Origin of the sequence: Albidovulum sediminicola, from assembly GCF_025751575.1 — a bacterium.
GTDB lineage: Bacteria > Pseudomonadota > Alphaproteobacteria > Rhodobacterales > Rhodobacteraceae > Albidovulum > Albidovulum sediminicola.
Genome location: NZ_JAOWLA010000004.1, coordinates 207,533 through 221,253 on the forward strand (window position 1 = coordinate 207,533; position 13,721 = coordinate 221,253).

General features: G+C 66.0%; 13 protein-coding genes and 1 tRNA gene. 8 read left to right on the forward strand and 6 right to left on the reverse strand.

The features are described 5' to 3' along the window. Nucleotides 1–25: 25 nt before the first annotated feature. Complete coding sequence (locus OE647_RS06285) at nucleotides 26–442, reverse strand: VOC family protein (protein WP_263720858.1); 417 nt, start codon at nucleotides 440–442, stop codon at nucleotides 26–28. Between the two features lie 157 nt (nucleotides 443–599). On the opposite strand from OE647_RS06285, the gene OE647_RS06290 reads away from it, so the two are divergent. Both OE647_RS06290 and OE647_RS06295 read left to right on the forward strand, forming a co-directional pair. Further along, a complete protein-coding gene (locus tag OE647_RS06290) occupies nucleotides 600–1,199 on the forward strand; it encodes an HNH endonuclease (protein ID WP_263720860.1) in 600 nt (199 codons plus the stop codon). Between the two features lie 59 nt (nucleotides 1,200–1,258). Then, on the forward strand, nucleotides 1,259–2,215 hold the full coding sequence (locus OE647_RS06295; RefSeq protein WP_263720862.1) for an agmatinase: 957 nt from the start codon (nucleotides 1,259–1,261) through the stop codon (nucleotides 2,213–2,215). A gap of 19 nt (nucleotides 2,216–2,234) precedes the next feature. On the opposite strand, the gene OE647_RS06300 is transcribed toward OE647_RS06295, so the two are convergent. From OE647_RS06300 to OE647_RS06310, 3 genes are all read right to left on the reverse strand, one after another. After that, on the reverse strand, nucleotides 2,235–2,588 hold the full coding sequence (locus tag OE647_RS06300; protein ID WP_263720863.1) for a RidA family protein: 354 nt from the start codon (nucleotides 2,586–2,588) through the stop codon (nucleotides 2,235–2,237). Between the two features lie 94 nt (nucleotides 2,589–2,682). Further along, the gene (locus OE647_RS06305) at nucleotides 2,683–2,922 is read right to left on the reverse strand and encodes a hypothetical protein (RefSeq protein WP_263720865.1); all 240 of its coding nucleotides are present in this window, start codon (nucleotides 2,920–2,922) and stop codon (nucleotides 2,683–2,685) included. A 48-nt stretch (nucleotides 2,923–2,970) separates the two neighbouring features. Further along, a tRNA-Gly gene (locus tag OE647_RS06310) sits at nucleotides 2,971–3,044 on the reverse strand. Between the two features lie 209 nt (nucleotides 3,045–3,253). Between OE647_RS06310 and zwf the strand changes: the two genes are divergently transcribed. The 3 genes from zwf to pgi are packed head-to-tail and all read left to right on the forward strand — an operon-like array spanning nucleotide 3,254 to nucleotide 6,998. After that, a complete protein-coding gene (gene zwf, locus OE647_RS06315; protein WP_263720867.1) occupies nucleotides 3,254–4,714 on the forward strand; it encodes a glucose-6-phosphate dehydrogenase in 1,461 nt (486 codons plus the stop codon). Further along, complete coding sequence (gene pgl, locus OE647_RS06320; RefSeq protein WP_263720869.1) at nucleotides 4,711–5,382, forward strand: 6-phosphogluconolactonase; 672 nt, start codon at nucleotides 4,711–4,713, stop codon at nucleotides 5,380–5,382. Before zwf ends, pgl begins: the two co-directional genes overlap by 4 nt. An 11-nt stretch (nucleotides 5,383–5,393) precedes the next feature. Then, complete coding sequence (gene pgi, locus OE647_RS06325; RefSeq protein WP_263720871.1) at nucleotides 5,394–6,998, forward strand: glucose-6-phosphate isomerase; 1,605 nt, start codon at nucleotides 5,394–5,396, stop codon at nucleotides 6,996–6,998. Here the strand turns inward: pgi and OE647_RS06330 are convergent. Further along, a complete protein-coding gene (locus OE647_RS06330) occupies nucleotides 6,995–7,960 on the reverse strand; it encodes a glucokinase (protein WP_263720873.1) in 966 nt (321 codons plus the stop codon). The two genes, pgi and OE647_RS06330, sit on opposite strands and share 4 nt — an antisense overlap. A 216-nt stretch (nucleotides 7,961–8,176) precedes the next feature. Between OE647_RS06330 and OE647_RS06335 the strand changes: the two genes are divergently transcribed. From OE647_RS06335 to OE647_RS06345, 3 genes are read left to right on the forward strand one after another with little or no spacing between them, the layout of a single operon-like run. Then, entirely contained in the window at nucleotides 8,177–9,532 is a 1,356-nt protein-coding gene (locus tag OE647_RS06335) for an ABC transporter substrate-binding protein (RefSeq protein WP_263720874.1), read from the forward strand. Further along, nucleotides 9,522–10,472 carry a carbohydrate ABC transporter permease gene (locus OE647_RS06340; RefSeq protein WP_263720875.1) on the forward strand — a complete coding sequence of 317 codons (951 nt, stop codon included), beginning with the start codon at nucleotides 9,522–9,524 and terminating at the stop codon, nucleotides 10,470–10,472. Before OE647_RS06335 ends, OE647_RS06340 begins: the two co-directional genes overlap by 11 nt. After that, entirely contained in the window at nucleotides 10,473–11,582 is a 1,110-nt protein-coding gene (locus tag OE647_RS06345) for a carbohydrate ABC transporter permease (protein WP_263720877.1), read from the forward strand. 45 nt (nucleotides 11,583–11,627) lie between these two features. Here OE647_RS06345 and OE647_RS06350 read toward each other — a convergent pair whose 3' ends face one another. Beyond that, nucleotides 11,628–13,712, reverse strand: a complete 2,085-nt coding sequence (locus tag OE647_RS06350) for a dipeptide ABC transporter ATP-binding protein (RefSeq protein WP_263720878.1) — start codon at nucleotides 13,710–13,712, stop codon at nucleotides 11,628–11,630. Between the last annotated feature and the right edge of the window lie 9 nt (nucleotides 13,713–13,721).

Here is a 13,721-nt window from a genome sequence, read left to right on the forward strand (position 1 = left end):
AAGGCCCGCGCCCGCCGCTGACGGATCAGAACCAGAGAGACGCTGGCGCGAACTCGACCGAGTTTCCGGCCGGATCCCTGACATAGATCGACCGCGCACCATTGGGCCAGGCGAAATCCGCCTCGATCGCGATGTCATGCGCCTCAAGGTGGTCGCGCCAACGGTCCAAGGCGGCCGCATCTACCTTGAAACAATAGTGGCCAGGGCCGCTTGCGCCGTGGCCCGGAACCGGAAGCCGTGCGCCCGGTGGTGCCCCTGCGGCGGTGGCGCGCGGGTCGAAGACGAGCAAGAGCGACTCACCCACGGCGAAGAAGACATGCCGATCCGGCTGCCGCGCGATGACGCGCAAGCCCAGGATTTCGGCATAGAAGGTTTCGGCCGCGCCGAGATCTTCAGCATATAGCGCGGATTCGAGGGTTCCGATGGGGCTTGGCGCTGTCATTGCGCTGTCATTCTTCTCCGATATGACTTTCCGTGCAAGCGACGCAGATGACGGGGCTTGCATGGCTTTTGACGCCATATATAGTTGTGGATAAGCAGGGGCGGGCGCTCCCGCCCCGGTTGGCCGAACGGCAGGCAGGGCCGAGACGGAGTCCGGAATGCTCGACAAGTCGCATCAGGAAGATTTCAGGACGAGCTTCGTCCGTGAGCCTGCGGTACTCAGGCACCACCCGGCGCTGGTCCTGAACGCGGATTACCGCCCCTTGTCTTACTACCCGCTGTCGCTCTGGCCCTGGCAGGAGGCGATCAAGGCGGTCTTCCTGGATCGCGTCATCATCCTCGCGGAATATGAGGAGGTCGTGCGCTCTCAGCGCGCGGCGTTCCGAATACCGTCGGTTGTGGTCCTGAAGGAATACGTCCGACCCCAGAAGCGCGTGGCCTTCACGCGCTTCAATCTTTTTCTCCGGGACGAGTTCTGTTGCCAGTACTGCGGCGCGAAGGGGGAGCTGACATTCGACCATGTCTTGCCCCGATCGCGCGGCGGCATCACCAGTTGGGAGAATGTCGTGGCGGCCTGTTCGCCCTGCAACCTGAGGAAAGCCAACAAGCTTTTGCGGCAATCGGGCCTGTCGCTGTGCCGCCCGCCGCGCCAGCCCACCGCCGAGGAGATGCAGCAGGTCGGCCGCCGCTTCCCGCCCAACCATCTCCACCAAAGCTGGATGGACTTCCTCTATTGGGACGCCGAGCTCGACGCCTGAGCGTGGCTTTACCTTTCATCGTAACCGTCTAAGCTCCCACCTCGATAAGGGAGTATCAGATGTCCGACACGTTCTTCAGACCCGTTTCCGGTATGGACCTGCCGCGCTTTGCCGGCATACCGACCTTCATGCGGCTTCCCAATGTTCCGCTCGACCATCCGCGCGCGGGCGACGTGCAGATCGGGCTTGTTGGCCTGCCCTGGGACGGGAGCGTGTCCAACCGTCCGGGCGCGCGCCACGGGCCCCGGGCGCTGCGCGATGCCTCGACCATGATTCGGGCGCAGAACGGCGCGACGGGGGTGCGGCCCTTCGAACTGGCGCGCTGCGCCGACCTGGGGGATGTGGGTCCGAACCCGGTGGACGGGCCCGACACGCTCCAGCGGTTCGAGACGTTCTTTGCCGGGCTGAAGGCGCGGGGCATCCGGCCGCTGTCTGGCGGGGGCGATCACCTTTGCACGCTGCCGGTCCTGCGCGGCATCGCGCGCGACGCGCCGCTGGGCCTTCTGCATTTCGACAGCCATACCGACCTCTACCCTGCCTATTTCGGGGGCAAGACCCTGACCCACGGCAATCCGTTCCGCAACGGCGTGGAGGAGGGGCTTCTGGACCCCAAGCGGATGATCCAGATCGGCATCCGGGGCACGACCTATGACAATGTCGATACCGATTTCGCCAAGGCGAACGGCATCCGCATCGTCCGGATCGAGGAGTTCCACGCCCGTGGCGTCGCCGACGTGATGGCAGAGGCGCGGGAGATCGTGGGGACTGAGCCCGCCTATCTGTCCTACGATATCGACTTCGTCGATCCTTCGATCGCGCCGGGCACCGGCACGCCCGAATGGGGCGGGCCGAGCGCCTTCGAGGCGATCGAGGTCTTGCGCCAGGCGCGCGGGCTGAAGATCGTGGGGGCGGACCTGGTAGAGGTCTCGCCGCCCTTCGATCCATCGGGCAACACGGCCTGGCTCGGCGCCTCGCTGATGTTCGAGATCCTCTGCCTGATGGCCGAGGCGCTCTGAGGCCTGCGCCGCGCGGGGATCAGCCCTGCGCGGCGGTGATGATGATCTCGACCCCGTAGTCGGGCGTGGCGAGCTTCGATTCGCCGGTGGCGCGCGCCGGGGCATGACCGGGCGCGACCCAAGCGTCCCAGACCGCGTTCATGGCCGGGAAGTCGGCCATGTCGGCCATCCAGATCTGCGCACGCAGGATGCGGGTCTTGTCGGACCCTGCCAGCGCCAGAAGGCGCTCGACCTCGGCCAGCGCGTCCTTCGTCTGCTGGGTTACGTCGCCGCCGTTTTCGCCGACGACGCCTGCAAGATAAACGATGCCGTCGTGAACGACAGCGCTCGACATCCGCGTTTCGGTTTCAATCCGTTCGATGGTCCCGGCCATGCCTTGCTCCTTTGCGTGGGATTCTCGGCATGACTAAGCACTCTCGTCGCGGAAGGAAAGCTCCCGCGGTGGGCAGGCGTCGTGGTGCGGGCGATCAGAGCCCGAGCAGCGCTTTCGCTTCGGCCAGCGTCGCCTCCGAGGCGGCATGATCGCCGCTCTCGTGCTCGGCCTTGCCCTTCTCGTAAAGCTCCATCACCTGGGCCTTGGTCGCGTCATCGGCCGTCGTCGTCGCCATCGCGGCGTCGATTTCAGCCATGAGCGCGGGGCATTGCGACGCAAACGCAGGCGCAGCCATCGCAGCCAGGAAGGTGGCGGTCAAAATGGTTTTCTTCATGGTGGTCTCTCCCCGTGGTCGTTGCAGTTGAACTGGACTTCACAGGCGTGGAGCGGGTGAAGGGAATCGAACCCTCGTCGTAAGCTTGGGAAGCTTCTGCTCTACCATTGAGCTACACCCGCAACGTGTTGACAGGTATGTCAGCCGCGCGGCTTCGTCAAGCGGGCAAAGCTTTGTCCTGCCGGCCGGCGGTCTTTGAATGCGCGCGCCGCGCAACAGCGGAACCTTTCCGTCAGCGCTGTTTGCGACCGCCCAAGGGAATGCTAGACTTTGTACGGCGTTGCGGGTATTCAACCGGCCGTTAGCGCTAACGGTCGAGAGGAGGCAAGTCATGGTCTCGCGCGTTATTCCGGTCGATTGCTTCGATCTCGTGGTGTTTGGCGGAACCGGCGATCTGGCGCGGCGCAAGATATTGCCGGGCCTGTTTCGCCGCTTCCTTGCGGGTCAGATCCCCGAGGACGCGCGCATTATCGGCGCCGCGCGGGCCGAGATCGACGATACGGGTTTTCGCGCCTTCGTGAAGGACGCGATCATGGAATTCGGCGGCAAGGCCGCCAAGCAGACGGAGGCGGTCGCGCAGTTCCTTGAGCGGCTGCACTATGTCGCGATCGACGCCAAGGGCGAGGTTGGCTGGGCTGCGCTGGCCGGGCTCATGCGGGACGATGTCGTGCGGGCCTTCTACTTCTCGGTTGCGCCCGCGCTTTTCGGCGCGCTTGCCGAACGGCTGCACCAGCATGGGATTGCCTCGCCAGAAAGCCGCATCGTGGTCGAGAAACCCTTCGGACGCGACCTTGAAAGCGCCCAGAAGCTCAACGCGACACTGGCGCTGCATTTCACAGAGCATCAGATCTACCGCATCGACCACTACCTGGGTAAGGAAACGGTGCAGAACCTGATGGCGGTACGCTTCGCCAATATCCTGTTCGAGCCGCTCTGGAATGCCCGTCACATCGACCACGTTCAGATCACCGTAGCCGAGACCGTGGGTGTGGGCGGGCGGGGCGCCTATTACGACAAGTCCGGCGCCATGCGGGACATGGTCCAGAACCACCTGATGCAGCTGCTCTGCCTGATCGCGATGGAGGCACCCTACCGCTTCGATCCCGACGCCGTGCGGGACGAGAAGCTGAAAGTCATTCACGCGCTTGAGCCCGTGCGCCCCGACGATATCGTGCGTGGCCAGTATCGGGGCACGGGCAAGGGTACGGCGGGGTCTTATTGCGAGGATGCGGAAAACCCGGACAGCCGGACCGAAAGCTACATCGCGCTGAAGGTGGACATCGCCAACTGGCGCTGGAAGGGGACACCCTTCTACCTGCGCACGGGCAAGAAGCTGCGCGCACGGGCCTCTGAGATCGCCATCGTCTTCAAGGAGGTGCCCCATTCGATCTTCGGCGAGGAGGAGGGCTGGCGCGAAAACGTGCTCTCGATCCGGTTGCAGCCGAATGAGGGCATGACGCTGTCGGTCATGATCAAGGAGCCGGGGCCGGGCGGGATGCGCCTGACCGAAGTGCCGCTCGACATGTCCTTCGCCGAGGCGCTTGGCGAGGACGGGACCGACATTCCGGATGCATACGAGCGGCTGATCATGGATGTGATCCGCGGCAATCAGACGCTCTTCATGCGGGGGGATGAGGTCGAGGCCGCCTGGGCCTGGACCGACCCGATCATTGCCGGATGGGAGGCGCGCGGTGACAAGCCCCGGGGCTACGATCCGGGTTCCTCGGGGCCGGAGGATGCGCTAATGCTTCTGCATCGCGACGGTCGAAGATGGCGGGAGATACGCGAATGAAGCTCGTCGAATATCCCGACAGCGAACTGATGATGTTCGATGTCGCCGACCTTCTGGCAAGCGAGCTTTCGGCGGCGCTGCGACAGAACGACTGGGCCTCCTTCTGCGCGGCTGGCGGCACGACGCCGGGGCCCGTCTTCGATATTCTTTCCGCGGTGAAGCTCGATTGGGACCGGGTCACCGTCTTTCCCAGCGATGAACGCTGGGTTCCCGAAACAAGTGAGCGGTCAAACGCCCGGCTTCTGCGGCAGCGGCTGCTGACCGGCCGCGCCGCCGCGGCGCGTTTGCTGCCGCTCTATGCCGACGCGCCTTCGCCCGAGCATGTGGTCGAGACGCTGGCGGCCGAGATCGAGCCCAGCCTGCCGATCTCGGTCCTGCTTCTGGGCATGGGGGCGGACATGCACACGGCCTCGCTCTTCCCCGGTGCGGACCGGCTGGAGGACGCGCTGGCCGATGACGCGCCGATCCTCGTGCCGATGCGCGCGCCGGGCGCGGCGGAGCCTCGGGTGACGCTCTCGGCGCGTGTGCTGGCGGATGCGATGTGCACCCATATCCTGATCACCGGCGCCGAGAAGCGCGAGGCGCTCTTGCGCGCACAAAGCCTGCCGCCGGAAGAGGCGCCGGTACGCGCGGTCCTCGATGCCGCGACCGTCCATTGGGCCCCCTGAAAGGAACACTCATGAATCGATGGGACACTCTGCGCCACCACCATGCCGAGGTTCGCGACCGCGCGATCCTGACCCTGTTCGACGATCCCGCCCGCGCAGGGGCGTTCTCGGTGGATGCGGATGGTCTCCTCTTCGATTACTCCAAGACGAACATTGACGTGTCCGGGCGCGCGCTTCTGATCGCGTTGGCCGAAGGGGCCGACGTCGCCGCGCGGCGCGAGGCGATGTTTTCCGGTGCGCGGATCAACGAGACCGAGGGCCGGGCGGTTCTGCACACCGCGCTGCGCAATCTGGACGCCTCGGTCATCGTGGACGGGCAGGATGTCATGCCCCCCGTGCGGGAGACCTTGGGGCGGATGGAGGCTTTCGCCCGCGACCTGCGCACGGGCCGCGCGCGTGGCCAGGGGGGGCGGATCACCGACGTCGTCAACATCGGCATCGGAGGATCGGACCTTGGCCCCGCGATGGCCTGTCTGGCGCTCGCGCCCTATTGCGACGGGCCCCGGCTTCACTTCGTGTCGAACGTGGACGGGGCGCATGTGCATGACGTGCTGGCGCCGCTCGACCCCGAAACGACGATGATCATCATCGCCTCCAAGACCTTCACGACGATCGAGACGATGACCAACGCGGAAGCCGCACGGCGCTGGATGGCCTCGAAGGTCAGCGACACGGGGCGGCAGTTCGCGGCGGTCTCCTCGGCGCTGGACCGTACCAGCGCCTTCGGTATCGACGGCGGTCGGGTCTTCGGGTTCGAGGACTGGGTCGGCGGGCGCTATTCGATGTGGGGGCCGGTGGGCCTTGCGCTGATGATCGCGATCGGGCCGGAACGGTTCAGGGAGTTCCTGAAGGGCGGAGCGGCGATGGACGCGCATTTCCGCAGCGCGCCTTTTGGGCAGAACATGCCGGTGATGCTGGCGCTGGTCGGGATCTGGCACAACCAGATCTGCGGGCATGCGTCCCGCGCCGTCCTGCCCTACGAACAGCGCCTGTCGCGGCTGCCCGCCTATCTTCAGCAGTTGGAGATGGAGAGCAATGGCAAGCGGGTCGCGATGGATGGCACGGATCTGGTCGAAAATTCCGGCCCCGTCGTCTGGGGCGAACCGGGGACGAACGGCCAGCATGCGTTCTACCAGCTGATCCACCAGGGCACGCGGGTAATCCCGTGTGAGTTCCTTCTGGGCGCCCAGGGACATGAACCGGATCTCGCCCATCAACACCGGCTTCTGGCCGCGAACTGCCTTGCCCAGGCCGAGGCGCTCTTGCGCGGGCGCTCGCTGGATCAGGCGCGCGCGATCATGGCGGCCAAGGGTCTGAGCGGCGATGAACTGGAACGTCAGGCGCGCCACCGCGTCTTCCCGGGCGACCGTCCCTCGACCATGCTGGTCTATCCGAAGCTGACGCCCTTCGTGCTGGGACAGATCATCGCGCTTTATGAACACCGGGTGTTCGTGGAGGGGGTGATCCTTGGCATCAATTCCTTCGACCAGTGGGGCGTGGAACTGGGCAAGGAGCTTGCTCTGGCGCTGGAGCCTGTGCTGAAGGGCGAAAGCGACGGCGCGGGCAAGGACGGATCGACCCTGCGGCTCGTCCGCCGCCTGCGCGGAGAGGGCTAGGCCCTCGTCCCCATCAGATGCGCCAGATGCTCGGCGCAGCCGGTCAGCGCGGCGTAGTCGTCCTCGACGACGCTGACCGGAAAACGGCTCATGAAGCCTGAGAACCGGCCCTTGTCGTGGAAGGCGGCTTCGAACCCGAAGGGGGCGAGGTAGGGGGCGAAGGCGCGCGCCACGCCGCCAATCAGGTAGATGCCGCCGAAAGGAAGGAAGGTCAGCGCGAGGTTTCCAGCGACCATCCCCAGCATGCGCACGAAGGCGCGCCCAGCGGCCTCGGTCAGCGGGTCGCCCGCCGCGATCCCGGCCATGATTTCGGACGCGCTGCGGGTCTGGGGGCTGCCCGCTTCCTCCGCCACCCAGGCGAAGGTCTGCTCCAGGCCGCGACCCGAAAGCACCTCCTCGATGCCCGCGAAGCCGTGCTTGCGCCCGACGTGGCCCGCCAGCCGCAGGTCGGCGGCCGTCGTCACAGGCAGGCCCACATGACCGCTTTCAGAGGCCGCGACCAGCCGTCCGATGGCTGTGTCATAGACAGGGGCCGCGTTGAAACCGGTGCCGACGCCGATGACCAGCTGCGTCTGCCCCGGTGCCTCTTCCCCCCGAAGCACGGATCGGAGCGCGCCGGGCGCGAGATGCCCCAGCGCATGGCCCTGCGCCTGAAGGTCGTTCAGGATCGCGACCGTCCCGGCACCGGTTGCTGCGGCAACACCGGCGCCCTCGATGATCCAGGACAGGTTTGTCATCTCGGCGCGCCCGCCCTCGACCGGCCCCGCGGCCGCGACGCAGGCCCCGGCACAGTGCGCGACGCCCATCTCCGCCAGATATTCCTTCAGGATCGGCTCCAGCCCCGGGCGCCCGGCATTCGGATAGCGCCGGATCGAGCCGTGATCGACCTGCCCACCGTGGGCCAGCGCTACGCGCGTATTGGTGCCGCCGACATCGGCGAGGATCAAGGGGGCAATCGTCATCGGGGGTCCCGGTCCAACGCATCTGCAAGCGTGATAGGACGCCTTCGGGGTGGGCCGCAAGCGCTCATGCCGCTCTGCCAGGACGCTGCGCGCCTTTCTTGACCCGATCCGCTGCCGGACCCCGGCCGCAGGGCGCAGGCCTGCGTGGTTAACGCTTTGTTCACCAATCGCGGCGCAAGTCTTGGCGCGGTGGCGACAAGGGGCCCGGGACCAAGCATGATGACACGACTGACCTGCGCCGTGGCGCTTATGGCGGCCATGAGCGCGCCAGCAGTGGCGGAGAACCTGATTTTCGCGCCGGACGAGGACGCGCGCTTCGATTGGGCGGGATATGAGGCGTTCGCCGCAAGCCACAGGCTTGAGGGTGAACGCCTTTCCATCTTCGGCCCGTGGCGGGGGCAGGACCGCGCGCTTTTCGAGAATGTTCTGGCCTACTTTCGCGCGGCGACCGGAGTGGAGGCAGTCTACGCCTCTTCCGAGAACTATGAGCAGCAGATCGTCATCGACACCCAGGCAGGATCGCCCCCCGATATCGCCATCCTGCCGCAGCCCGGTCTTATCCGGGAACTTGCCGCGCGGGGCTTCCTCTCGCCGCTTGGCGCGGAGACCGCGGGCTGGCTGCGCGAAAACTACGCGGCGGGCGAAAGCTGGGTCGGGCTTGGCTCTGCCACGGGGCCGGACGGGATCACGGCGCTTTACGCGCTCCCCTATCGCAGTGATCTGAAGTCGCTGGTCTGGTATGTGCCCGACAACTTCGCCGATGCGGGCTATGTGGTGCCCGAAACGATGGAGGACCTCAAGTCGCTCACCGAGCGCATCGCGGCAGAGGGCGCTTCCCCCTGGTGCATCGGCCTCGGATCGGGCGGCGCGACAGGCTGGCCCGCGACCGATTGGGTCGAGGAGATGGTGCTGCGCACGCAGCCGGTCGAGGTTTACGACCGCTGGGTCACCAACGCCCTGCGCTTCGACGATCCCGCGATCGTTGCGGCGATTGAGGACTTCGGATGGTTTGCCCGTGACCACGCCTTCGTCGATGGCGGCGCCACCGCTGTGGCAACGACCGATTTCCGTGACAGTGCGGCGGGCCTATTTGCGGTGCCGCCCAAGTGTTACCTGATGCACCAAGCCTCCTTCATCGCCTCGTTCTTTCCGGAGGGGGTCGAACTGGGCCGGGACGCCGATTTCTTTTACTTTCCGCCCTATGCCGACACGGATCTTGGCAGGCCGGTTCTGGGTTCGGGGACACTGGCCACGATCACACGGGACGGGCGCGCCGCGCGCGCCTTCATCGACTGGTTAAAGACCCCGATCGCACATGAGCTCTGGATGGCGCAAACGGGGTTCCTGACGGGGTTCAAGGGCGCCAATCCCGGCGCCTATGCCAATGAGACGCTCCGCCGGCAGGGCGAGATCCTGCTGAACGCCACCACCTTCCGCTTCGACGGTTCCGACCTGATGCCGGGGTGGATTGGGACCGGCGCCTTCTGGACCGGGATGATCGATTATGTCGGCGGCAAACCCGCGGCCGAGGTCGCCCGGGCCATACAGGCGGAATGGGACAATGGCGAATAGCCAAAGGGTCGGCCTGACGCAGGCCCGGGCGGCGCCAATCGCGGGCGGCACGCACCGTGTTGCGGTTGGCGTTCGCATGACGGCGCTATCGCCTTGGCTGTTTCTGGCGCCGGCGCTCGGTCTGCTCGCGCTTTATCTGGTCTATCCGGCCCTCGCCACGCTCTGGTTCGCGCTCCACGACCGCGCGGGCCAGGATTTCGTCGGCGCCGCGAATTTCGCGTGGGCCTTCCACGACCCCGGGGTTCGGCGGGCGCTTGCGAACAACCTGCTGTGGCTGCTCGTCGTGCCTGCGACCTCGACCGCGCTCGGGCTCCTGGCCGCCGCGCTGACGGAGCGCCTGCGCTGGGGCGGGGCGGCGCGAACCCTGATCCTGATGCCGGTTGCGATTTCCTTCGTCGGCGCCGCGGTGGTCTGGCGGTTCGTCTACGACTTCCGGCCCGAGGGTGCTGCGCAGACCGGTCTCCTGAACGCGCTGGTCGTCGCGTTCGGGGGCACACCGAGGGCCTGGATCGCCTTGCCGTTCTGGAACAGCTTCTTCCTGATGGCGATCGTGATCTGGGTCCAAACGGGTTTCGCCATGGTGATCCTCGCGGCGGCCCTGCGGGGGATCGGGAAGGACACGGTGGAGGCCGCCCGGCTCGACGGTGCGAATGGCCTCCAGATCTTCGCCTGGATCGTTGTGCCGCAGATCCGGGGGACGATCGCGGTTGTCTGGATCGCGATCACGCTCGCGGTGCTCAAGGTCTTCGACATCGTTCTGGCCATGACGAACGGCCAATGGAATACGGGGGTTCTGGCAAATTTGATGTTCGACCGAATGTTCCGGGGCGGCGGGCACCTGGGGCAGGGTGCCGTGATAGCGCTGGTGCTCATCGGGCTGGTCGCGCCGGTCGTCTTCTGGACGCTCTGCCGGGCGCGAGGACAAGGCCAGGGGCGTTAGATGCGCGGTCGGGCGGTAGATCTGGCCGTTGCCCTTTTCGTCCTGATCTGTACGCTGCCCGTCGTCGGCCTTTTCGTGACATCGTTCCGCGACAAGGACCAGATCGCGGCGTCGGGCTGGTGGACGGCATTTTCCCCCGTTGAGGAAACCCGCGCTTTCCGGCTGCCCGACAGGGGGGAGGAGACCGGCGTGCTGTTGGGCGCAACACTGACCGGTAGCGTCCTTGCGGGTGATGGGCGGGTGACCGGGTTCGGCATCACCCCCCGCGCCCCTGTCGCCTTCGCTCCGGGGGAGGTCGCCCGTTTCTCCGGCGGGGGGACAGTGACGGTGTCGGCGGATGGCGCATTCTCAGTTTCAGACAGAAGCGGGCACGCGGGTGGGCGGCGCATCTATTACGGCGCCCGCCTTAGCCCGCGCCTCACGCTTGGGAACTACGTCACCGTGCTTGGCGCCGAGGGGCTGGGCCGGTCGTTTCTGAACTCCGCCGCCGTCGCGATCCCCTCGACCGTCATCCCCGCTGTGATCGCCTGCTTCGCCGCCTATGCACTGGCGTGGATGCGCTTTCCGGGCCGCGCTCTGCTGGTCTCGGCGGTGGTGGTGCTGATGGCGGTGCCCCTGCAAATGGCACTCATCCCGCTGCTGACGCTTTACAACTCTGCGGGACAGGCATTTGGTTTTGAAGCAAAAAGCTACGTCGGCCTTTGGCTTGCACATACTGGCTTCGGCCTGCCACTGGCGATCTTCATCCTGCGCAACGCCATGAGTGCCCTGCCGGGGGCAATGATCGAGGCCGCCCGCATGGATGGCGCGGGCGATTTCGTGATCTTCAGCCGGGTCGTGCTTCCGCTTACGCTTCCGGCGCTCGCGGGGTTCGCGGTATTCCAGTTCATCTGGACCTGGAACGACCTTCTGGTGGCGCTGGTCTTTCTTGGTCCACAGGACGACACGCTGGTCCTGACCGGGCGGCTCCTCAACCTGCTGGGATCGCACGGCGGGGACTGGCAACTGTTGGCGGCCGGCGCCTTCGTGTCGATCGCCGCACCGCTTTGCGTGTTCTTTGCCCTGCAACGCTATCTGGTCCGTGGTCTGCTGGCGGGGGTGTCGCGCTGAGCGGGGGACACTGCGGCGCCCACGTCGGGGCGCCGCCAGAGAGACTTACTCGGCGGCGATCTTGATCACCGGCTCCATCGAGGCGAACTCTTCCGCAGACAGGTGGCACTTGATCTGGTGCCCGCCCGCAAGGACCTGAACCGGCGGCACCTCGCGATCGCAAAGCCCGCCCGGGACCTTCGACTTCCAGCGGCAGCGCGTCTGGAACGGGCAGCCCGGCGGCGGGTTCACGGCCGATGGGATCTCCCCCTCCAGCACGATGTGCTTCTTCTCCACATGGGTGTCGGCGATGGGAACCGCCGACAGAAGAGCCTCGGTATAGGGGTGGTAGGGCGGAGAGAAGACCTGGTCGGTGGAGCCGAGCTCCACCACATGGCCAAGATACATGACCATCACCCGGTCCGAGAGGTAGCGCACGATCGACAGGTCATGGCTGATGAACAGCAGTGTCGTGCGGTTTTCGCGCTGGATCTCCATCAGCAGATCCGTGACAGCCGCCTGGACCGACACGTCGAGCGCCGAAACGGGTTCGTCCGCCACGACGATCTTCGCACCGCCCGCAAAGGCCCGCGCGATCCCCACACGCTGCTTCTGCCCGCCCGACAACTGGCGGGGCATCCGCTCCGCGAAGGCCCGCGGCAGCTTCACGAGGTCCAGAAGCTCCAGCATGCGGTCGCGACGCGCCGCGTCGCTGTCGCCCACGCCAAAGATCTCCAGCGCGCGGATGATCTGCCGGCCCACGGTCATGGAGGGGTTGAGTGTGTCGAACGGGTTCTGGAACACCATCTGCACGCCCGACACCGTCTCGGTGGACCGGGTTTCGATCGGCTTGTCCTGAATCTCGTTGTCGTAAAGCATGATCTTGCCGGAGGTGGCCGTTTCCAGCCCCATCAGCACCTTCGCGAAGGTCGATTTGCCGCAGCCGGATTCGCCGACGATGGCCAGCGTCTCACCCTCGCGGGCCTCGAAGCTCAGTGTTTCGTTGGCCTTCACCACGCGCTTGTCGCCGCCGCCGAACAGGCTGGAGGCGGAAATCTCGTAATACTTGCGCAGGTCTTCCATCTTGAGGACGACGCGGCCGGGCTCGGTCTTGTCATGCTGCTTGGCGGCGACGGGCTTGGCGTTCCAGTCGATCTCATCCACCCGGATGCAGCGCGTGTCGTGGCGATCGTGGCCCTCGACCGGGACCATGGAGATATCGCCCGCGTTGCAGCGGCCATCGGCGAAATAGTTGCAGCGCGGGCCGAAGTTGCAGCCCTTGGGCCGTTCATGGGGCAGGGGGAAGTTCCCCGGAATCGCGATCAGCGGGCGGGCGTTCTTGTCCGCGCCCGGAAGCGGGATCGACCGGAACAGCGCCTGCGTATAGGGATGTTGCATCTTGTTGAAGACATCCGCGATGGCGCCGGTTTCGACTGCCTCGCCGGAATACATCACGCAGAGCCGGTCGCAGACCTCAAGCACGAGGCCGAGGTTGTGGCTGATGAACAGCATCGAGGTGCCGTATTTCTTGCCCAGGTCCTTGACCAGGTCCACCACCGCGGCCTCCACCGTCACGTCGAGCGCGGTGGTCGGTTCATCGAGGATCAGGAGCGCCGGTTTCGACATCAACGCCATGGCGATGACGATGCGCTGCTGCTGGCCGCCCGAAAGCTGGTGCGGGAAGGACTTCAGGATGCGCTCCGGGTCGGGCAGGCGCACGTCGCTCACGACCTCGAGCGCGCGGGCATAGGCTTCTTCCTTGCTCACGCCCTCATGGATCATCGGCACTTCCATCAACTGCTGGCCGATCCGCATGGCGGGGTTCAGCGAGGCCATCGGTTCCTGGTAGATCATGGCGATCTCGGAACCACGGATGTCGCGCAGTTCCTCCTCGGTCATGGTGGTCAGGTCGCGGCCCTTGAACTTGATCGAGCCACCGACGATGCGGCCGTTCTTGCCCAGGTCGCGCATGACCGCCAGCGCCACGGTGGACTTGCCGCAACCGGATTCGCCCACCAGGCCCATCGCCTCGCCGGGTTGCACCACGCAGGAAAAGTCCATCACCGCCGGGATTTCCCGCAGCCGGGTGAAGAAGCTGATCGAGAGGTTCTCGATCTCGAGGATCGGGCCGTCGTAATCCCACTTGGTCATGGCGTTCCC